The following is a 19,942-nucleotide window of genomic DNA, read 5'->3' on the forward strand; positions in this document are numbered from 1 at the left end:
AAGTGTAGCCTCTACGATTACGTTATAAAGGAGATTAAAACAATGGCTAAAATTAAAGTATACCAAGCAAAAGAAGAAAATATGGAAGCAGTAAAAAACATCATTGATGTTGAAGAACAAAATCCAACTGCTGAAAACTTACAAAATCTATACGCATGTGTATTAGATACTGAAGATATGGCATTGCCTGAATCATACATTGAAGAAGATATCTTAATTGATTCTATTGAAGTTATGGTTAACGCTTCTCAAAGCAAAATAAGAGACCTAGGTGCTTACGATGTAATCGAAGTTCAAAACAAAGGTAAGAAAACACAAATTTTATTATTAGCAGACGAAGAATACGAAATCATCGAAGGCTAATCTAAATCCGTACATACGAAAAAGCTCCTTTCCAATTGGAAGGGAGCTTTTTCATCACGCTTTTGATGTTTCACTCTTTTTATTCTTTTGTTGTTTTTTAATTACCATGCGCTCATTTCCCATAAAGAAAATAAATATGAATGCTAAACCAGCTGGTACCAATGCCCACATAAATGTTTGGACAATTGAGCTAGAAAGAGCATCAATAATTTTATCTAATATTTGCGGTGGAATTTGAGATCTTGCCGATTCTGATAAAATAGCTCTTGAATCTCCTAAAGCGTTTGTATTCATTCCCCCGTTCATACCTTTAAATGCTTCTTCTAATTGATCTTGGAAACCTGTTCTTTGGATCATTCCGAAGATTGTAATACCAAGCGTCATGCCTAATGAACGAATGAAGTTACTCGTTGAAGTCGCAGACCCTCGCTGTTCCATACCAAAGTTGTGGATAGCCGCCATACTTAGTACAGAGAATGAGAAACCAACTCCAAATCCAATAATAATCATATACACTGTTAATAATACACGACTTGTTTCTGGCGTTAATGTGCTTAATAAAAATAGTCCAATTAGCATAATAACAGCAGAAATAATCATAATGTTTCGGTAGCTAAGCTTCGTCGTTAAAAACCCACCTAATTGCGCTGTTACAACTGATCCTAACATCATCGGTAATAGTAATAACCCTGAGTTTGTTGCGGTACCTCCGTATACACCTTGAATGAATAACGGAATGTATACAGTTGCTGACATAAACGCAGCACCATAACATAAAGCAATAATGGTACTCATTCCGAATAAGCGCTGCTTAAACATCTCAAATGATATGATTGGCTCTTCTACTTTTCGTTCAATAAAAATAAATGCAATAATTAAAATAGCGAATCCACCAAATAAACTTAAAATAAAGCTAGAATCCCAATCATATTTTTGTCCGCCAAGTTCAAGTGCAAACATTAAAGAAACTACTGCACCAACTAAAGTAATTGCGCCAAACCAATCAATTTTTTGTTTTCTATGAACTCGTGATTCTTTATAAAAGAATGTAATAAAAATAAGTGCTAAAATGCCAAGCGGTAAGTTAATGTAAAATACCCAGTGCCAGCTAATATAATCTGTAATATATGCGCCAAGTAACGGCCCGAAAATACTTGACAATCCAAATACCGCTCCGAATAAACCACCCATTTTCCCGCGCTTTTCAGGAGGGAAAATATCAAAAACAATAGTAAATGCAATCGGTACTAATGCCCCGCCGCCAATACCTTGAATGGCACGATAAATGCCTAACTGTGTAATGTTTTCAGCAGTACCACAAAGTGCCGAACCAATCATAAAGACGATTAAACCAAAAATAAAGAATCTCTTTCTTCCATACATATCTGATAGTTTACCGAAAATCGGCATACCTGCCATTTCTGCGACCATATAGGCAGAAACGACCCATACAAAGTTTTCAAGACCTCCTAAGTCACCAACAATCGTTCCCATCGCTGTTACGACAATGGTATTATCCATTGATGCCATTAAAATACCTAGCAATAAGCCCGCCACAATAAAGCCGAGCTTATTATTCTTCTCAACCATAACCTTGCTCTCCCTCATACTACTTATATTTGTTTATGTTCTTTTACGACTGTATTACCCTTTTGATTAAAACTAGTATGATATTCTACAACACTAATTTCACACCCAGGGCCAATTGTAACGTTGTTTCCTCTCACTATGTCAGCAATCGTATGTTCTAAATAAATATCATCTCCTTCAACAATTGAAGTTTGAAGGTTTCCAACATGACTAATAAAAGGAAGAAATCTCGCTTTTTTACGAATCGTAATTTTTTTACCACCAATTTCTCTTACCTTACTTCCTTCATAACGAAGTGAGATTTGAATATTTTCACCATTAAGTAATCCATCACTTTCAAGACCACCAGTTAATGATAAATCTTCTACTTCAATATTTCCCCTCACATTTAAAGCACCTTTTACATCGACAAAATCACCTGAAAACTTCCCAGCAATATCTATCATACCTCTAACTTTTGTTTTTTCAATATGTGCATCACCATGCATTTTTGTATTACCATATACTTTTACATATTCTGCATCTACAGTTCCTTGTACTTCACTATCTCCATACACAACATAATTTTTTACTTTCATATTCCCCCGTACATCACTCGTGCCGTACGTTTTAAATTCATTACAGCTCATATCATTAGAAATCGTTCCTTCACCGCGAATCTTCACTTTATTATAATCTCCGCCCGCTGAATTACCGGAACCATTTACTGTGAGACTATGTGGATGTTCCATATTACTTTCTCCTTCCCATTAAACCTGCTTAATTTCTTTTACATTTGCGCTTTTATCAACAGTAAGAACACCTGTATATTCAATGAGTTCAATCTCACAGTTCGGTCCTACTGTAATATTGTTTCCTCTTACCGTTCTTATGTGAGCATAATCAATATCAATATTGTCACCTTCTAATAGTTCAGCTTCTAATTGCAAGCCAAATACTGTTTTAAATAGCCTACTTAATGTACCTGATCTATGTCTTACTTTAATCGTTTGACCACCAATTTCTTTCGCGCGACATGTACCGTGAATATTAATATTTATTTCATCAGCGCTTAATAATCCGCCAATTGTAAATTGTCCTTCTGAAGAAAAAGTATCCACTTCACAATTACCGTCAATTGTTGCTTGACCATTGACTTTAAATTCTTCACCTGTGACATTTCCGCCTATCGTACCTTTTCCTGCAATTTTCAAACTGTTTGCCTTTACATTTTGCGTAATTGTAGCTTTCCCATCAATTCGCATCGTTTCAGCATGAACTGTGCCATCGACTTTACCAGATCCGCTAATTCGTGCACTGTTACTTTTCAAATCGCCAGTAACTGCTCCGTAACCGTTACATTCAAATTGCTCACATTCGACATTTCCATTCACAGTTCCTTTTCCGTTTAATTGCACTTTATGAAACTCACCGCCATTCGATGAACCGTAACCATTTATAATCAAATTATCTGTACGCATACTTTCTCCTCCATTACAACAATTTAGTTTTTAATGCTTCGGTATATTTCATAATCGCTTCGCGTAAAACGATTTTGGTGCCTTTTTCAAAAATTAAGTCGTCCACGTTTGAAACTAAGAAACATGTAGAAATCCCTAACTTTCGGATAATGATTAAGTCACACGTTTTATGTTTCATTGCTTCATAATTTTCACATAAAACTTGCAAGACCATTTTTCCTTCTTCTAAACTAATCTCTCCCGATTGTAGTAATTCTTCTAACATGTACACATAAAGAATATCTACAAATTGAAACTCCGCTGTTTTATTCGTTTGTTCTATGAAAAATTGTAAAACTGGTTCTGATGCAATCCCTTTACGTAAAATGTCTTCCTTCGTTAAAAGAATTTCCCTCACACTCGGTGAAAACATATTCGCTAGTTCATCAAGTGATAGATCCTCTTTCATCGTTTGGATTTTATCAATTCGCTCTAAAATCTTTTCTTTCGGAAAAAATGTCTCCTGACCCGTGAATGTAGACTTTCGTACAAACCAATCTTCCGGTATTAAATTTTTTCTTTTCCACCTATATAACTGTCCATATGAAATACCAGTAAGTTCTAATAAATCTTTTTTTGAAATTAAATCTGTACTCAACTGTATAACACTCCTTCCTGATAACAATGTAACATAACACTGTTACGTTGTAAATGGACTTTTATCACAAGTAGCGTAACAATGTGTAAAACAATCCTATTTTACATACAAAAAGGCTCTTACACATCTCATAAAAAATGCATAAGAACCTTTATCTATCAAGGTTTAAACCATATTCTATAAAAATCAATCCACCCTTGTGAATTAATCATTATATTTTGTACTTTTTCATGAGAAGTTACTTGTTGTTTGTTGCGATATAAAGGAATAACATGAATTTGACGTAACAATGTGTCCTCAATATCGCGTAACAGTGTAACTCTTTCCTCTACTTGTTCTTGTTTAAAATAAGGGGACAATAATTTATGAAAATCCACGCTGCTTTGCCCATGAATAAAACTGTTTTTTGTAAGAAACATGTATAGTAGACTATCTTCTATTCGTTCGCTAATCGTTGCACTATCGTGCATCATATCAGCCTTTTGTATTGTATTTATTTCCAATAACTCTTCTATTTCAAGAAAATTATTTTCTACACGAATCCCGTACTTCGCACACTCTTTTTGTATCCATTGCGCATCTTCTACATGATCTTGCCCTGTAAATGTGTAAAGTTGTAACACTTCATTTTGATACATACTTTCTTTAATTAAACTTTCTATATCTTCCTCAATCTCTACTATACTGTCACTAGCTAATAGTATTTCCTTTGCCACTTCTCCACGTTCTCCGCCGAGTTCTTGAACGATTGCATGGCCATGAATGATTTTATATAACGCTTTTCGGAACATATAATTTTGCATTGGTCCTTCTTTTGCAATATTGCATGTTATATATGTCACGTTCGACTCAAGCCGAGATAATTCTTTATTATATTTTTCTTTATCTTTATACTGCGCCTTTACTAAAATATCGTATGTATTTACACTTTGTTCTACATTCAATAGTTCAATTCGGTCAAGAAAAGATCTTTCACGATAATATAAATCATGTGCTTCCAATACAAATAAATGTGCATTCTTTTCGCTTAATTTAAAGGGACCTGTTCCAATGAGGTTTCCTGCTTCATCTTCCTTTACGATAGAACACTGTTCTGCACTTATCATATGTAAAAACATCCTATTTTCCGTACGTAACTGAATTTCAATAACATATTCATCTACTGCGCGGAAGCTTTCAATATGTTGTAACATCCACGTATGTGGGTTATTTTCAGCATTCATAAATCGATTCAATGAATGTATAACATCATGTGCAGTAAGTTGTTTCCTATTATGAAAGTGAACTCCTTTTCGTAAATAGAACGTCCATATCTTTTCTGCATCATTATATTCCCATTGAAAAGCTAGCCTTGGTTCTATATAGTTTGATTCCTCATTTACATATACGAGTGTATCAAAAATATGTTTAACCATATGACATTCCGATCGCATTGTAGCGTAGACCGGATCTAATGCAATATCTAAATTCATTTGAACCTGCAAACGAAGGACATCTCTTCTCCCTTCGGATGTCCTTTCTATTTGATGACCAAATATGGAATCCATCCAAGCTTCATACTCTTTCTTTACTAACGGAAATTGTAAGCTGTAGCGTTCCACAAATGAAATTCCGCTTCTTACATCCCCTTTTTTCGTTAGTTCTTTTCCTCTGTCTAAAATTAATGTCATTGGTTGCTTTTGAAATATTAGTTTAGAACGATTCCCTCTTCCGCGCCCTGGAAACCAAGCAATCCAATTTAATTCATCTAACTTTTTGATAATTAATTTACTATTCCGTTCTGTACAAAATAATGTTTCTGCAATCATTTGTACTGTTACTTCAAATTGTTCGCCTTCTTGTCTCTCTTTACCATAGGCACACCATAGTTCAATATATTGATCTAAAATAAACATCATACTCCCCCTAAAAGGTGAAAAATACCCCCTTTTATTTCTACCCTTTTTCTCTTTCTCCTTTCATCTTATCATTTCAATATAGAAAGGAGGAATTAATATTGACCAATCTCTTACTACGTTATAACAAACCAATTATTATAAGAATGTGCGGCGAATTATTAATCCGAACAACAGAATCCATGTTAGCCATCATTATGATTATTTACGTTGATAAAATGTTAAACGGTAATATCATAATAACTATGCTAATTTTCGGATTACAACCACTTTCAGACATTGTATTTACACTTATTGCTGGAGGAGTGACTGATAAATATGGACGAAAGAAAATTATGTTACTAGGATTGTTACTACAGGGCGTTGCAATCGGTAGTTTCATTTTCGCTCAATCCGTTTTTATCTTTGCATTATTATACGTTATAAATGGTATTGGCCGTTCCTTATATATTCCCGCTCAACGTGCACAAATTGCTGATTTAACAAAACATGGGCAGCAAGCAGAAATCTTCTCACTTCTGCAAACGATGGGAGCAATAGGTACTCTAATCGGTCCTTTAATTGGTACTATTTTTTATAAGACTCACCCTGAATATGTATTTATAGTGCAAAGCATTACACTTATAGCATATGCAGTCGTTGTTTGGACGCAGCTTCCAGAAACTGCTCCGGCAATGATAACACCAACGCAAAAGCTTAAAGTATCATCTCCAAAGCAATTTGTACACAAACATTACGCCGTATTTGGACTAATGATTACTACAATTCCTATTAGCTTTTTTTATGCACAAACTGAAACAAATTATCTTATTTTCGTGAAACATACAATTCCAGATTTCGATCGCATACTCGTTTTTATTACAACATGCAAAGCTCTTATGGAAATCACTCTACAAGTTTTCCTTGTGAAATGGTCTGAACAATTTTCTATGGCGAAAATCATACTTATTGCTTACACCTGCTTTACGATAGCTGCAATTGGCTACGGCCTTTCAGCAACAATCGTGTCACTATTTTTCACATTACTCTTTTTAGTCATTGGCGAAAGTATTGCTTTAAACCATTTACTTCGATTTGTTTCAGAAATCGCTCCTTCAGATAAACGTGGATTGTATTTTTCAATTTACGGCTTACACTGGGATGTATCTCGAACGTGCGGCCCTGTTATCGGTGCGGTTTTATTAAGTAAACTAAACGGTAGTATGCTATTTTATAGTTGTGCTTGTTTCTTAATGATTGGCGGCATTATCCAAGCTCTTTTTGTTCAAAATTTAGAGCGTAAGAAAAGAAGAAAAGATATTCAAAAAGATGTTTTAGAGCATCCCCATCATATTTTATAAAAAGAAGTTTCTTATTTACACCAAAAAAGATGTCACACGGTCATCGATTTCGACTTTTGTGACATCCTTTTTTATTATCCTACCCTGCCATTTTATTAATACTATCCTCAGGTGAAAATACCGAAATATGATTTACCTTACCAGTCGATTTTGGAATGATGAATTTTAACTCAAACTGATTGTTTACTTTATATACATATATTTTATCTTCACCATTTCCTTTAACTGAGTTTGGTTTTCCTAATGCCTTTTCAATTTCTTGTAATGTAATTGATTTTAGTTCTGCATGATAGGAGCGTACATCAAAAACTTGTGATCCTTTATTAAAACCGAAGGAAACATTTTTATTTGTAAAAGTTGCGTACATTCCGTTTCCTGCTTGTTCTGTTTTATCTGCTTTCCCCCACGCTTTTTCTATTTCTTCAATATCTCCTGTATGCGCTGCGAACGGAACATTAGGTACTTTTCCTTCTTTCGCTAGTTCAAACAAGTTTTTAACGTGGTTAATTGATTTTTGGTTTATAACTGTATCCTTCGAATTTGAATCGGTATTTGATTTAACCTCAGGCTCTTTCTTTTCTTCAGAAGTATTATTCTGTTCATTTTTACTATTTTCCGTTGTTGGATCTGTTTCCTTTTTTTCGTCCGTTCCTTTACATGCTACTAATGCAAAAATACATGTAAAAGCGAGAAATAACATACCTATCTTTACATACACTCTCATACATTTCAGCCCCCTATCATAATCTGATTCATTTCGATAACCAATCCATTACACCTCTTTTCAAATTGTGTTTGTTCCAAAAAGTAAATACTTCACTCTCGCCCAATGCTTGTGCAACATATTCTACAAAAGTTGTTCCTAAAAAATAACCGAGTCGGTTGTATCCAAAATATTGTCCGCCAGATAACCGAAACCACTCTTTCTCTTTTTCAAACGTCCATCCTTCTATATAATCTTTCAAAAAACGTTTCTTTATTTGTTCTTCATTTTCTATATAATATTGTAACCAACGTTCACCATCATCGTCATATGAGTAATACACGGATTCATTTAAACCTTTCACAATTTGCTTTGATACGTATGTTGCAACACCTTCACGATACAAATTAACTGCCGCATCGGTCCACTCAGCTTTCTCCCAATCCATTCCATTATTTTGTAACATAACATTATGATATATATGCCCTATTTCGTGAGCGACAATAACACGAAGGTGATTTAAATTTGGAGATAATTTTTCTGCGGCAAAAAACATATCTCCAATAATCTCTCTTTCTACAAATGCATTTGATCCAAATCCTCCAACAAATAAATGAAATTTCATTTTTACATCAAAGTTAAATTTATTATGATATGCATTTGTTACCTCTTGGATAATGATTGGTAATGTTTTAGTAATGATACGAATGTCTTCTATTTTTGCGGGATATTGTTTTATGGCATTAGAAAGACGTTCATTCGTATTAGGACAATGATACTTAAAGTATTCTTCAAATATCTCTGGATGCGAAGTGAAGTATTGATTGAGGACTGCTAATTCTACGTCGGTGCTTTCCCATAATTTTAAAAAACTTGGAATTGTATTGTTTATCATTTTTCCATCTCCTTATATATCCCTTCTCGCCATTTACACTGCACTCCTTCCTTAAATAGAAAAAAGCTGCCCAAAAAGGACAGCTTTACATATGTATTTTTACACTTCGATTGACTTACCATCTTCAACAATATGGTAAAGTAAGTGAGCTAAATGATGAATTGGACCATATTCTTCCTCTTCCTCATCCGTTTCGCCTTGGAATTCAAGATCATTTAAGTATAGTGCTAAAAATTGATAGTATAATTTTAAGTCAAATCCGTAACACGCAGTTGGCTCTTCATGATCTCCTTCATATTGTAGCATTAAGTATTGATCATTTCCTTCTGCATCTTCTGCGTCAAAGAATACGAAGAATCCAACGTTTGTATCTAAATCAAATAGATGACGAGTACCTTTTTCTGTCGCTTTATTGAAGTCCTCTTCACTTAATTTATGTACTGTTGTCGCTTTAGCATTATCTTCTTGATGAAAATTTACTGTAAATGTTTTCAATGCTGACACCTCCTGATTGTATAATACTAGCATAACATATAAAAAGGACTGCTTACAAATGTAAACAGTCCTTACATTCATTTTCGCATTGCTCGCAATAAGAAACTTACGATGAAGATTAAAATAATCGCACCAATTAAAGCTGGAATAATTGCATATCCGCCGATTACTGGGCCGAAACTACCAAGTAATTTCCCACCAATCCAAGAACCAATAATACCAGCAATAATATTACCAATTACACCGCCTGGTACATCCCTACCAGTAATTAAGCTAGCAAGCCACCCTAATATACCACCAACGATTAAAGACCAAATCATATGATAACCTCCTTTATATTTCACCAATCAAAATATAATTAGAAACAATTGCTTACCATTAGTTATGTTACATTTTTCATAAGTTATTCATGGAGCATAACTGTATTTTTTTGTAAAAATAATACATGTTAATTAACTTTTTAGACTAACGATTTATGCAGCTTGAGATATTACACTTATTATGGACAATCGGGCTTCAATATTGTCCGCATAAACTCTTCTTTAAATGCAGGATAATTAAAACCAACCGCAATTCTTTGTATCGGCCGATCATCAAACCTCGTCGGCTCAGCTATTTTTCTAAAGTCAGCCACACTTTGTCCTCTTGTTACGTCATTTGTCGTACTAATCCAAACTGCAGATTTTTTATATTCAAAAATATCATCATTTATAAATGAAATGAACGGAAGCAAATCGTGAATCGGACTTCCAGCAATACCCGGGTATTCTTTTTTATAAAAGTTCTCATAATAAAAATCAATCATTGGTTTAATAAGCTTTGCCTGCCCTGTTCCTTCTTTATTAATAATATCCACCATTTCAGGCGTAATTAGGGCCTGTTGCGTTACATTTAATGGATAAATAGTCGCATTCTTTGCGTACTTCATTACAATATTTGCAGCAATTGGATCTCCATAAAAATTTGCCTCCGATACAGGAGTAACGTTACCAGGAAATAAAAACGCACCGCCCATAATATAATACGAACATATTTTATCCATTACATTTGGATATAATAAAAATAATGTTGCCAATGTTGTTAATCGTCCTGTCGCTACGATAATAATATCTTCTGGACAAGGCTCAATTAATTTAATTAATTCACAAAAATTTTCCCGTTTACAAATCCTCATTTCAGGTGGAATAATGGGACCTAGGCCGTGCTCTCCATGAATTTCAGGAAAAAACAAAGGTTCTTCAGCTGTCATCGGTCTTGCTGCACCCTCAATGATTTTTACTTCTGTAGCATAGTATCTTTCTAAAAAATACACATTTTCTGTTACGATTTCTCGCGATACATTCCCATATTCAGCAACAATACCTAAAATATCTAATTTACATGTTTTATTTGCATAAATTAACGCCACAGCATCATCAATACCAAAGTCTCCAAAAAAGATGATTTTCTTATTAACTATACTCACCCCTCTTCAGCATTATCTACTATTATTAGTATGTAAAAAAGACAAGGCTGTGAAACGGTGCAAACTAAAAAAGCCGCCTATTTATTGGCGACTTCAATCTTTTTATAAGATAAATATGCTAGCACATTTTTACTTGAATCATACTTTGGATTATTTCCTTTTCTTGGTTCTCTCGTATGTGTTTTTTCAAATCCAGGAATATCCGGCATTTTCTCCATAAATTCAAGCATTTCTTCTTCAGTTCCTTCAATACGTACGCGAATCATTATTACATTTCCTCAATTCTCATTTTCTCTGTTACTAAGTATAACGTACTTTGGAAAGACTGCAAGAAATTTATCTTTTTAATGTTAAACTTTTTCTACATACAAACAATGCCATTTCAGTATAAAACGATATAATTTTATTATTTTCATATTGAATGTTAAAGAATTCTTGCATTTCAACTGATGTTTTCATCATACATTCTGTTAACTTCACCCGCTTCTGCAAAGGTACATTCATCATATCGCACCACCAGTCAAAATCAAATTTCTTGTCAAAAGTAAGACATGACTGCATTTGCAAACCATTTTTCTCTAATAAGGTAATCCATTCTGTTTTTTTCAAAGCCCGTTCATGACTCGGATCCCGCTTTTTTTCTATAAAATTATAAAATGTATCGTATTCATTATTTTCCGGTGAAACATTATCTATTAAAATAAACAATCCATTATCTTCTAACGTACGATTTACTTCATAAATAAACTGAGCTGGATTCGTAAAGTGATGTGCTGCAATTCGGCACGTAATTGTATCAAAAGAACTATCAGAAAACGGTAAACTCTCAGCGTTTCCAGCAACAAAAGACACATTTTCATGGCCGTTACTTATAATAAATTTTTTTGCATTCTCTAACATTTTTTCTGTTAAGTCTAAAGCAACTACTTCGTTAAACAATGGCGCTAATACATTTGCAACATGTCCTCCGCCAGTAGCAATATCAAGAAGACGATTATTATGACGAGACTCAACTTGTTGAACTACATATTGTAAATCCGGTCCTTTAGCATGAATTTTACTTTTTACATACTTCTCCGCATTATTACCAAACTGTTGTTTCACAAGCTCTTCTTTACTCATTTTATCATCTTCTTTCTATTGTTATTTACATATAGAATTCATATAATAATTAAAGTTCTCTTTATGTATTTTCAAATCCTCTTTTCAGCTCACTTCTTATCATGCTGTCCTATCATCAACATAAAATCGATTTTCCGTTTACATATAAAACAAAAAAGGCTACGGGAACTTGTCCCCTAACCTGACCAAATATCAATTACATTTTTACTTTTTCATATACATCTATATAATATAAATCCTCTTTCAACTTCATAATAACGTCTACTTCGTTATAAGTAGCCTCACGAGCATGTAAACCAAATTGATCCATACCAATCCATATCCATCCAGGTGTATGATAGAGAACATCTATGTTAAAATACTCTAATTTAGTAAGCTCCGATTTAATAAATTTATCTTTATTAGCAATTTGTTTATCTATTAAACCATATTCTTTTCCATTTTCCAATAGCGATATAATTTTTCCTACAATCGGGTGTTCACGAACAATAAAGTGATATTCCTTTTCCTCCACATTCGCCACAATTAAACGAAAATCAGATAAATCAGCCTCTAAATTCGACATCTTTATTTATTCACCTCCTTTATGAGTTTCATAAACATAATAACAAATGAATATTCAAATAATATTAATATAATGTAAAAAATAAAAAAGCTGACTTCCCTTTAGAAATCAGCCTTTATAGTTTAATCATCTGTATACTTTTACAAACTATTATAATGTTTCTTTTTCCTCATCCTTTCCAGAAACTAAATTCCCAATAGCATCTGCTGTTACTTCCACCACAAATTCACAAATTCCTGCTACAACTTCTCCAATCACTTCATCCATCATGTTTACCCCCTTATTTTATGTAACTTATTTGTAGTATAGAAGAGATTGGTTATTTTTAACTATCGGAAAACGTGACAACAACATTACAGTTTTGTAAGCTTTTTAATTTGTTTCGCTTCTATACTTTGAAACTTCAAGTATGATTCACAAGCATATAGGTCATCATAATATTAAGTGAATACTAATTTTGCTAGAGGAGGCGTGTAAAATTTACTACGTAAAATTAATTAAAGGTCAATCCTTCTATGCTTTTAATCATCGTTTCTTAATGTCTGAAGAAGAAGAGGTTTCCGAGAAAGTTTATAATTACTTACGTCGTAATGAATTTTTCGAAGTACGCAAAGAAGAATTTTCGGCCTAATGTATAAAAAGTATCAAGAAAAATATCATTTACTTGTGATAATTTCTTGATGCTTTTATTTTATTTCTCCATACCTTCAATGAATTTTTAATCATAAGTTTTGTACATTTGGACTTACTTGTTTCATCTATTAACACATCAAATTTTTGACAAATCAAAAAGATTGAATTCCATTCATGAAACACGTAATATAGACTCTGACTCTAAAAAAGTTCGTTAAAAATAATACATAAAATAAGGAGGTTTTATATACGAGTTTTTCATTTTAAAAGACGGCGAGGTTTTATATTATGTGGCGTAATAAAAATGTTTGGATTGTTTTAATTGGGGAGTTTATTGCTGGTTTAGGGTTATGGCTTGGAATTCTTGGCAACCTGGAATTTATGCAAAAATATGTCCCTTCTGATTTCATGAAATCAGTTATATTGTTTATCGGGCTATTAGCAGGTGTTCTAGTGGGACCTATGGCTGGTCGTATCATCGATCAATATGAAAAGAAAAAAGTCCTTCTTTATGCTGGTTTTGGTCGTGTTATTAGTGTTATTTTTATGTTTTTCGCTATCCAATTTGAAAGTATCGCCTTTATGATTGCATTTATGGTTGCGCTTCAAATTTCAGCAGCATTTTATTTCCCTGCATTACAATCTGTAATTCCACTCATCGTACGTGAGCATGAGTTATTACAAATGAACGGTGTACATATGAATGTAGGTACAATCGCTCGTATTGCAGGTACTTCACTAGGTGGAATTCTTTTAGTTGTAATGAGTTTACAATATATGTACGCCTTCTCAATGGCAGCATATGCTTTATTATTCCTCTCAACTTTCTTCCTACAATTCGAAGATAAGAAATCAACAACACCTAGTAAGCAAGCGGCAAAAGATAATAGCTTTATGGAAGTATTTCGTATTTTAAGAGGAATTCCGATTGCTTTCACAGCACTTATATTAAGTATTATCCCTCTATTATTTATAGCTGGATTTAATTTAATGGTAATTAATATTAGCGAAATGCAACATGATCCAACGATTAAAGGCTTTATATATACGATTGAAGGTATCGCATTTATGTTAGGTGCCTTCGTTATTAAACGTTTATCTGATCATTTCAAACCTGAAAAGTTACTATATTTCTTCGCTGTTTGTACCGCTTTTGCACATCTATCATTGTTCTTTAGCGATATAAAATGGATGTCTCTTACATCATTTGGGTTGTTTGGTTTTAGTGTTGGTTGTTTCTTCCCTATTATGTCAACAATTTTCCAAACGAAAGTGGAAAAGAACTATCACGGCCGACTCTTCTCATTCCGTAATATGTTTGAGAGAGTGATGTTCCAAATTGTCTTACTTGGCACAGGCTTCTTCTTAGATACGATTGGATTGCAATATATGGTTCTTATTTTCGGTGTTATTTCATTATTCATTATCTTCATATCGCTATCTAAACAGAAACAGTATGAAAAACAACCTTCGCAATCTGCGAATTTATAACATAATTAAAGAAGCATGGATTTAGTAGTATTAAACTAATCCATGCTTCTTTGTTTTATATAATCTTATTTATTACGTTTATTGAAATTATTAAAAGGAGTAAACACTCTTACCTTCGAATACATTATATAAACTATTATCTACAACAAGGCGGTGTAGGAATGTCTGATGGTATGCAATTATTTATTATCTTTATTTTTGTAATAGTTATGTTTAGCATCCTAAACTTTTTAGCCATTTTCCTTTCTCAGCATAACTTTAAAAGAAGAATTGTCGCAGGTTTTATATTTTCACTACTGACTCCCCTTGTCTTTTTGACTACCACAGCATTCGCTTCTATATTTGATAAAGCTGGATTTGTCGCAGGTACATTAGCCTTTATTGTTGCAATTGTATATATTTTAAATGGAATTGTGATCCTACTTTCCTCTTTATTCTTCCTCAAAAGAAACATCACATAAACTATTGTACTCGGCATGAATCTGACTTTACACTAGATTCATGCTTTTTCAATCCCCCCTAAATTTTTATATGAAATTAAATAATTCTTTATAAAAATTTAAACTTTATTTATTACAATGTTCGTATCGTATTCGCACGTTTATTGAAAATGCAAAGAAAGGAGTACAAAATGAAAAAGATTCTATTACTTATTCCATTATTCATTATACTACTCAGTGGATGTAGCAATAATGACATATACGGCACTTGGGAAGTCGTTGACAACAAAAACGGTCTTTGTCCTATATCGTATAAATTTGAAACAGTTGTAAAAGAAGAAAAGAAAGAAAAAATCATTCAATATTTAGTAGAGATGCAAACAACGAAGAAAAAAGAAGATTTATACAAAGGCTCATTTGTTAAGGATTCTAATGTATATCACATTGATTATGGTAACTCATTTACATCAGATCAAACTTTAAAAGTTGTCGATGGCAAATTAAACGTATACTTTTATGCAGTGGAAAAATTATGTACATATAAAAAGAAATAATTACACTTCATATCAAACGCAGAAAATGTTTTCTGCGTTATTTTGTATTCCATCTCTTTATCCTCCCTCTAAATTTGTCAATCATTTTAATTTTCACAAAAAAGTGATAAAATGTAACCATGTGTTTTCAGAATAATTAAAAATGCAGAAAGAAAACACTGTTTTTAGGAGGGGTTTTGATGACTTACACGTTAGCAACTAGAATGAAAGCATTTCAATCTTCTATATTTAGTGAATTAGGGACCTATAAAAAAGAAAAAATTGCAGCAGGTCACAAAATGATTGATTTAAGTATCGGGAATCCTGATATGCCACCTGCTGATTTCGTAAGAGAAGAAATGGTACATACAGCAAATCAAAAAGAAAGCTATGGATACACATTAAGTGGTATTCAAGAATTTCACGAAGCTGTAACTGAATATTACAACAACACTCATAATGTTATATTAAATGCCGATAAAGAAGTTTTATTATTAATGGGGTCACAGGACGGACTCGTTCATTTACCTATGGTTTATGCGAATCCGGGAGATATTATATTAGTTCCTGATCCAGGATATACAGCTTATGAAACAGGAATTCAAATGGCTGGAGCAACATCTTACTACATGCCTTTAAAAAAAGAAAATGATTTCTTACCTAACTTAGAGCTAATTCCTGAAGAAATTGCAGATAAAGCGAAGATGATGATTTTAAACTTCCCAGGGAATCCGGTTCCAGCAATGGCTCATGAAGATTTCTTTAAAGAAGTAATCGCATTTGCGAAAAAGCATAACATTATTGTTGTCCATGATTTTGCTTATGCTGAATTTTATTTTGATGGTAATAAACCAATTAGCTTCCTCTCTGTACCTGGCGCTAAAGAAGTTGGCGTAGAAATCAACTCTTTGTCAAAAAGTTATAGTTTAGCAGGTAGTCGTATTGGATATATGATTGGAAATGAAGAAATTGTCGGGGCACTTACACAATTTAAATCTAATACAGATTACGGAGTGTTTTTACCAATCCAAAAAGCGGCATGTGTTGCACTAAGAAATGGCGCTGCTTTTTGTGAGAAAAACCGCGGTATTTATCAAGAACGTAGAGATACTTTAGTTGATGGATTCCGAACATTTGGCTGGAATGTTGATAAACCAGCTGGCAGTATGTTCGTCTGGGCCGAAATTCCAAAAGGCTGGACTTCTATAGACTTCGCTTATGCATTAATGGATCGTGCGAATGTCGTTGTTACGCCAGGTCATGCATTTGGACCTCACGGAGAAGGCTTTGTACGCATTGCACTCGTTCAAGATAAAGCAGTGTTACAACAAGTTGTTGAAAACATTAGAAATAGTGGCATTTTTTCTCTTGAAAAAGCAGAAGAATTAGTTAAAAATTAATGATAACTCCCCTGCTTAACTATAAGCAGGGGTATTATTCATTGGAGGTACTTAAATGCATATTAAAGACACTCTTCCTCATCGTTATCCATTTTTAATGATTGATAAAGTAACAAATGTAAAACAAGGTGAATCCGTTACAGGATATAAACTCATTACAAATAACGAATGGTTTATAAATGATAGTCAAAAACATATGCCTCATATGTTAATTGTAGAAGCACTTGCTCAGCTTAGTGCATTTGTACATACAAGTGATTCTAACGGACTAGGCTTCCTTTCCTCGTTAGATGGGGTTACGTTCCATGAAAAAGCATATCCCGGTGATAAACTTAATTTGCATTATGAGTTAACTCGCAATCGCCGAGGTTTTGTTCTCGGTAAAGGTACCGCAACCGTTAATAATCAACCGATTGTAACGATAGAAAAGCTATTAATATATCAAGCAGAATAAAAATCATGTAATTCAACGGGGGTGTCTATCTCCTAAAAATTCGTTTCATCAACATGAACAGAGTAAATAAATCACTTGGTTAGGAGCAGACAAATGGAAAGTACTATTGGTATCGATGCTGGAGGCACATTAACGAAAATTGCTTATTTGGATGAACAAAGGCAATTAGCTTTTGAAAAATTTTATTCAAATGAACAAGATAAAATAATAGATTGGCTTAAGAAAAACACTGGTAAAAAGCAAATATGTATTACAGGTGGTAAAGCGAAAGAATTACAGCAACTACTTTCAAACTCATATAAAATAGTAGAACTAAATGAATTTGAAGCTACTCTTATAGGCGTCCGATACATTTTAAAAGAAGAGAAGTATGATATAAACAACTTTATTTTAACAAATATCGGTACAGGTACTTCTATTCATTACGTTTATAATGACCAATATATTCGAGCTGGCGGAACTGGTGTTGGCGGTGGTACTATCATGGGACTTTCAAAATTATTAACAAATCTAGATCATTTTGAAGATGTGATCCCTTTAACAAAAGTAGGAACTAGAAAAAAACTAGATATTACGGTTGGAGATATTTATGGTGGTATTCTCTCCCCTATTGATAATAGTTTAACTGCAAGCAATTTTGGTAAAGCCGCTATGACAGAATCAAATTATAATAGCTCAGATATACTTGCTACTGTACAAGGACTTGTCGGTGAAGTCGTTACTGCATTAAGCCTTCAATTCGCCGAAACAAAAAACATTGACCATATTATTTATATTGGTTCGACTCTATGTAATAACATACATCTTCAAAATATTATTAGTAGCTACACAAAATACCAAAATAAAACACCCATCTTTTTACGAGATGGTGGTAATAGCGGTGCGATTGGTGCTTTACTTTATGCTACGAATAAAAAAAGCTGACTTTTGTCAGCTTTTTGAAATGCGGATTTTATACGCTAAAACAGTCTCTACATGTGAGATTTTATCTTTGTTACTGTAAAAATCAACTAGTTCCCCAGCTAGAGGTGATTGTTGACGTAAAATTCGTTAGCTGTAGTAAAAAAACTATTTTCTTACCTTTTTTAATAAGATTTCAATAATTCATTTATAAATACACTAACTCAATTATCAATTTACTACAGCTTTTTTGCGTAATATACAGAAAGGAAGTTAAATTCTATATGTAATAATATTGGGAAAACAATTGATAGTGTGGAATCCGTAATCATACCATGTATTATTCCACCTAAAAATGCGAACAGCATAAATTTTATACTAGTCTGATTAAATTTGTAATATTGTAAGTGAGATACAGCAAATAGAAAGGAAGATATTAGAATTGGTAGCGTAACTGGTATGTAAGCTATTTCAAAATTAGAGAGGATTGGGAATGCGTTGTTAAGTATTGGTATAATCATCCCTCTAAAAATTACTTCTTCAAAAATAGGATACATAATTACAAAGTTTAAGATATTCTTTTTCCCAATTGGATTATATCCTGAGTATCGTGAAATGACAATATTCGTTATCAAAGCAATCAAGATTAATACAACAATTGATTCATAGTGAATTGGTAAACGGAATACATAATTATCTACATAAAAATAACTAATTATCGTCAGTATTGTCCCCCATATATAAATAATCTCATTTTCTATCTTGCGGTACAACGTTTTTCCAATAATAATGCCAACTGTAATATCAACAATTTTATATGAAAAAGCTAATAAAACAGCAAATACTAACGCAATAAAGTAGCTCATATCGACTCATTACCTCCTCTCAAAAAGAACTATTTCATTTCATGTATTTGATTTACCCCCATTACCATACATTTCTTTCATTCATTATAAAATTTTACCATATAGTGATGATTTTGAGAGGGAAAATTAGTTACATAGCATATAATGATTTCATAAAAACAAAGACTTCTCTATTGAGAAGTCTTTGTTTTTACACTGTATGATTACTATTCCCCCGCAAAACTTTCCTAAACTTTATATAACAAGCAATTCTCCACGGAATAATATACGATACTGCAACTACGTAAAATAATAAACCAACCGTTTGTTGATCTAAATCTACAATAAATTGTCTTGAACCATATCTTAAAACGACAAGTGCAATAAAAGTAATTAAAAAGACAGCACTTTTTTTCGTATAAATATTCCCATCATCTCTTCGTTCATAATTTGTTAATACTATAAGCGGCACAGAGAAAAGTACCCCAATGAATACCGCTATAACTACTTGTAATATAGCTGGATGTACTGGACCAAAAAACCATACAACACCTGGTGTTAAAAATAATAACGGCCATAAAATACGTTTTCCTGATCCCTTTATTGGCTTATGCATGGAGCGATAACGACGCCAGAATATTAATAGTGCAATGCCTAAAAAGACTGTAATGAGTGAAGATGTGTCTCCCATTTGCTATCCTTCTCTCTATAGTAAT

At 33.1% G+C, this 19,942-nt stretch carries 24 protein-coding genes; 9 read left to right on the top strand and 15 right to left on the bottom strand.

From position 1 onward, the window contains the following. Positions 1 to 42 precede the first annotated feature (42 nt). Positions 43 to 363, top strand: a complete 321-nt coding sequence (locus ACTFR9_RS06755) for a hypothetical protein (RefSeq protein WP_001062732.1) — start codon at positions 43 to 45, stop codon at positions 361 to 363. 54 nt (positions 364 to 417) lie between these two features. Here ACTFR9_RS06755 and ACTFR9_RS06760 read toward each other — a convergent pair whose 3' ends face one another. From ACTFR9_RS06760 to ACTFR9_RS06780, 5 genes are all read right to left on the bottom strand, one after another. Then, positions 418 to 1,953: an MDR family MFS transporter gene (locus tag ACTFR9_RS06760; protein WP_000229602.1), complete on the bottom strand. Its 1,536-nt coding sequence runs from the start codon at positions 1,951 to 1,953 to the stop codon at positions 418 to 420. A 23-nt stretch (positions 1,954 to 1,976) separates the two neighbouring features. After that, positions 1,977 to 2,684 carry a hypothetical protein gene (locus ACTFR9_RS06765; protein WP_000400898.1) on the bottom strand — a complete coding sequence of 236 codons (708 nt, stop codon included), beginning with the start codon at positions 2,682 to 2,684 and terminating at the stop codon, positions 1,977 to 1,979. Positions 2,685 to 2,702: 18 nt separating this feature from the next. Next, positions 2,703 to 3,413, bottom strand: a complete 711-nt coding sequence (locus ACTFR9_RS06770) for a bactofilin family protein (protein WP_001258377.1) — start codon at positions 3,411 to 3,413, stop codon at positions 2,703 to 2,705. Positions 3,414 to 3,426: 13 nt separating this feature from the next. Further along, entirely contained in the window at positions 3,427 to 4,050 is a 624-nt protein-coding gene (locus tag ACTFR9_RS06775; RefSeq protein WP_000102247.1) for a YhbD family protein, read from the bottom strand. Positions 4,051 to 4,208: 158 nt separating this feature from the next. Then, positions 4,209 to 5,945, bottom strand: a complete 1,737-nt coding sequence (locus tag ACTFR9_RS06780; protein WP_098947295.1) for an SgrR family transcriptional regulator — start codon at positions 5,943 to 5,945, stop codon at positions 4,209 to 4,211. A 101-nt stretch (positions 5,946 to 6,046) separates the two neighbouring features. Here ACTFR9_RS06780 and ACTFR9_RS06785 point away from each other — a divergent pair, with 101 nt between their 5' ends. Further along, a complete protein-coding gene (locus ACTFR9_RS06785) occupies positions 6,047 to 7,285 on the top strand; it encodes an MDR family MFS transporter (protein ID WP_098947297.1) in 1,239 nt (412 codons plus the stop codon). A gap of 79 nt (positions 7,286 to 7,364) precedes the next feature. Here ACTFR9_RS06785 and ACTFR9_RS06790 read toward each other — a convergent pair whose 3' ends face one another. The 8 genes from ACTFR9_RS06790 to ACTFR9_RS06825 all read right to left on the bottom strand — a co-directional run bounded on the left by ACTFR9_RS06790 (position 7,365) and on the right by ACTFR9_RS06825 (position 12,530). Further along, positions 7,365 to 8,009, bottom strand: coding sequence for a YjgB family protein (locus tag ACTFR9_RS06790; RefSeq protein ID WP_001267136.1), 645 nt, complete (start codon positions 8,007 to 8,009; stop codon positions 7,365 to 7,367). 28 nt (positions 8,010 to 8,037) lie between these two features. Beyond that, positions 8,038 to 8,883: an aminopeptidase gene (locus ACTFR9_RS06795; RefSeq protein WP_229136691.1), complete on the bottom strand. Its 846-nt coding sequence runs from the start codon at positions 8,881 to 8,883 to the stop codon at positions 8,038 to 8,040. A 99-nt stretch (positions 8,884 to 8,982) separates the two neighbouring features. Continuing rightward, entirely contained in the window at positions 8,983 to 9,378 is a 396-nt protein-coding gene (locus ACTFR9_RS06800; protein WP_000847587.1) for a hypothetical protein, read from the bottom strand. 77 nt (positions 9,379 to 9,455) lie between these two features. Next, positions 9,456 to 9,698 carry a GlsB/YeaQ/YmgE family stress response membrane protein gene (locus ACTFR9_RS06805; RefSeq protein WP_000638307.1) on the bottom strand — a complete coding sequence of 81 codons (243 nt, stop codon included), beginning with the start codon at positions 9,696 to 9,698 and terminating at the stop codon, positions 9,456 to 9,458. Positions 9,699 to 9,877: 179 nt separating this feature from the next. Then, entirely contained in the window at positions 9,878 to 10,843 is a 966-nt protein-coding gene (locus ACTFR9_RS06810) for a nucleoside hydrolase (protein WP_000029504.1), read from the bottom strand. Positions 10,844 to 10,920: 77 nt separating this feature from the next. Then, positions 10,921 to 11,109, bottom strand: a complete 189-nt coding sequence (locus ACTFR9_RS06815) for a YvzF family protein (RefSeq protein ID WP_000621882.1) — start codon at positions 11,107 to 11,109, stop codon at positions 10,921 to 10,923. A 70-nt stretch (positions 11,110 to 11,179) separates the two neighbouring features. Further along, entirely contained in the window at positions 11,180 to 11,965 is a 786-nt protein-coding gene (locus tag ACTFR9_RS06820; RefSeq protein ID WP_000031333.1) for a class I SAM-dependent methyltransferase, read from the bottom strand. Between the two features lie 196 nt (positions 11,966 to 12,161). Then, positions 12,162 to 12,530 carry a hypothetical protein gene (locus ACTFR9_RS06825; protein WP_000067092.1) on the bottom strand — a complete coding sequence of 123 codons (369 nt, stop codon included), beginning with the start codon at positions 12,528 to 12,530 and terminating at the stop codon, positions 12,162 to 12,164. Positions 12,531 to 13,008: 478 nt separating this feature from the next. On the opposite strand from ACTFR9_RS06825, the gene ACTFR9_RS06830 reads away from it, so the two are divergent. From ACTFR9_RS06830 to coaW, 7 genes are all read left to right on the top strand, one after another. Beyond that, positions 13,009 to 13,161, top strand: a complete 153-nt coding sequence (locus tag ACTFR9_RS06830; protein ID WP_071729165.1) for a YqbF domain-containing protein — start codon at positions 13,009 to 13,011, stop codon at positions 13,159 to 13,161. A gap of 290 nt (positions 13,162 to 13,451) precedes the next feature. Then, the gene (locus ACTFR9_RS06835; protein WP_000269249.1) at positions 13,452 to 14,654 is read left to right on the top strand and encodes an MFS transporter; all 1,203 of its coding nucleotides are present in this window, start codon (positions 13,452 to 13,454) and stop codon (positions 14,652 to 14,654) included. A 161-nt stretch (positions 14,655 to 14,815) separates the two neighbouring features. Then, positions 14,816 to 15,115 carry a hypothetical protein gene (locus tag ACTFR9_RS06840; RefSeq protein ID WP_001279503.1) on the top strand — a complete coding sequence of 100 codons (300 nt, stop codon included), beginning with the start codon at positions 14,816 to 14,818 and terminating at the stop codon, positions 15,113 to 15,115. 170 nt (positions 15,116 to 15,285) lie between these two features. Beyond that, positions 15,286 to 15,648, top strand: a complete 363-nt coding sequence (locus ACTFR9_RS06845; RefSeq protein ID WP_046199223.1) for a lipoprotein — start codon at positions 15,286 to 15,288, stop codon at positions 15,646 to 15,648. A 179-nt stretch (positions 15,649 to 15,827) separates the two neighbouring features. Beyond that, the gene (locus tag ACTFR9_RS06850; RefSeq protein WP_061536294.1) at positions 15,828 to 17,027 is read left to right on the top strand and encodes an LL-diaminopimelate aminotransferase; all 1,200 of its coding nucleotides are present in this window, start codon (positions 15,828 to 15,830) and stop codon (positions 17,025 to 17,027) included. A 55-nt stretch (positions 17,028 to 17,082) separates the two neighbouring features. Further along, positions 17,083 to 17,481 carry a 3-hydroxyacyl-ACP dehydratase FabZ family protein gene (locus ACTFR9_RS06855; protein ID WP_000547657.1) on the top strand — a complete coding sequence of 133 codons (399 nt, stop codon included), beginning with the start codon at positions 17,083 to 17,085 and terminating at the stop codon, positions 17,479 to 17,481. Between the two features lie 93 nt (positions 17,482 to 17,574). Further along, positions 17,575 to 18,405, top strand: coding sequence for a type II pantothenate kinase (gene coaW / locus ACTFR9_RS06860; protein WP_000446244.1), 831 nt, complete (start codon positions 17,575 to 17,577; stop codon positions 18,403 to 18,405). 215 nt (positions 18,406 to 18,620) lie between these two features. Here the strand turns inward: coaW and ACTFR9_RS06865 are convergent, their stop codons facing one another. Both ACTFR9_RS06865 and ACTFR9_RS06870 read right to left on the bottom strand, forming a co-directional pair. Beyond that, on the bottom strand, positions 18,621 to 19,247 hold the full coding sequence (locus tag ACTFR9_RS06865; protein WP_048557959.1) for a CPBP family intramembrane glutamic endopeptidase: 627 nt from the start codon (positions 19,245 to 19,247) through the stop codon (positions 18,621 to 18,623). A gap of 190 nt (positions 19,248 to 19,437) precedes the next feature. Further along, positions 19,438 to 19,917 carry a CcdC family protein gene (locus ACTFR9_RS06870; RefSeq protein WP_048557960.1) on the bottom strand — a complete coding sequence of 160 codons (480 nt, stop codon included), beginning with the start codon at positions 19,915 to 19,917 and terminating at the stop codon, positions 19,438 to 19,440. Between the last annotated feature and the right edge of the window lie 25 nt (positions 19,918 to 19,942).

It is taken from the genome of Bacillus cereus group sp. MYBK222-1 (assembly GCF_051916425.1).
GTDB classification, from domain to species: domain Bacteria; phylum Bacillota; class Bacilli; order Bacillales; family Bacillaceae_G; genus Bacillus_A; species Bacillus_A paranthracis.

Coding starts and splice junctions, on each gene's coding strand:
- ACTFR9_RS06755 (WP_001062732.1), top strand. CDS start 43: ATGGCTAAAATTAAAGTATACCAAGCAAAAGAAGAAAATATGGAAGCA.
- ACTFR9_RS06760 (WP_000229602.1), bottom strand. CDS start 1,953: ATGGTTGAGAAGAATAATAAGCTCGGCTTTATTGTGGCGGGCTTATTG.
- ACTFR9_RS06765 (WP_000400898.1), bottom strand. CDS start 2,684: ATGGAACATCCACATAGTCTCACAGTAAATGGTTCCGGTAATTCAGCG.
- ACTFR9_RS06770 (WP_001258377.1), bottom strand. CDS start 3,413: ATGCGTACAGATAATTTGATTATAAATGGTTACGGTTCATCGAATGGC.
- ACTFR9_RS06780 (WP_098947295.1), bottom strand. CDS start 5,945: ATGTTTATTTTAGATCAATATATTGAACTATGGTGTGCCTATGGTAAA.
- ACTFR9_RS06790 (WP_001267136.1), bottom strand. CDS start 8,009: ATGAGAGTGTATGTAAAGATAGGTATGTTATTTCTCGCTTTTACATGT.
- ACTFR9_RS06795 (WP_229136691.1), bottom strand. CDS start 8,883: ATGATAAACAATACAATTCCAAGTTTTTTAAAATTATGGGAAAGCACC.
- ACTFR9_RS06805 (WP_000638307.1), bottom strand. CDS start 9,698: ATGATTTGGTCTTTAATCGTTGGTGGTATATTAGGGTGGCTTGCTAGC.
- ACTFR9_RS06815 (WP_000621882.1), bottom strand. CDS start 11,109: ATGATTCGCGTACGTATTGAAGGAACTGAAGAAGAAATGCTTGAATTT.
- ACTFR9_RS06820 (WP_000031333.1), bottom strand. CDS start 11,965: ATGAGTAAAGAAGAGCTTGTGAAACAACAGTTTGGTAATAATGCGGAG.
- ACTFR9_RS06825 (WP_000067092.1), bottom strand. CDS start 12,530: ATGTCGAATTTAGAGGCTGATTTATCTGATTTTCGTTTAATTGTGGCG.
- ACTFR9_RS06835 (WP_000269249.1), top strand. CDS start 13,452: ATGTGGCGTAATAAAAATGTTTGGATTGTTTTAATTGGGGAGTTTATT.
- ACTFR9_RS06840 (WP_001279503.1), top strand. CDS start 14,816: ATGTCTGATGGTATGCAATTATTTATTATCTTTATTTTTGTAATAGTT.
- ACTFR9_RS06845 (WP_046199223.1), top strand. CDS start 15,286: ATGAAAAAGATTCTATTACTTATTCCATTATTCATTATACTACTCAGT.
- ACTFR9_RS06850 (WP_061536294.1), top strand. CDS start 15,828: ATGACTTACACGTTAGCAACTAGAATGAAAGCATTTCAATCTTCTATA.
- ACTFR9_RS06855 (WP_000547657.1), top strand. CDS start 17,083: ATGCATATTAAAGACACTCTTCCTCATCGTTATCCATTTTTAATGATT.
- coaW (WP_000446244.1), top strand. CDS start 17,575: ATGGAAAGTACTATTGGTATCGATGCTGGAGGCACATTAACGAAAATT.
- ACTFR9_RS06865 (WP_048557959.1), bottom strand. CDS start 19,247: ATGAGCTACTTTATTGCGTTAGTATTTGCTGTTTTATTAGCTTTTTCA.
- ACTFR9_RS06870 (WP_048557960.1), bottom strand. CDS start 19,917: ATGGGAGACACATCTTCACTCATTACAGTCTTTTTAGGCATTGCACTA.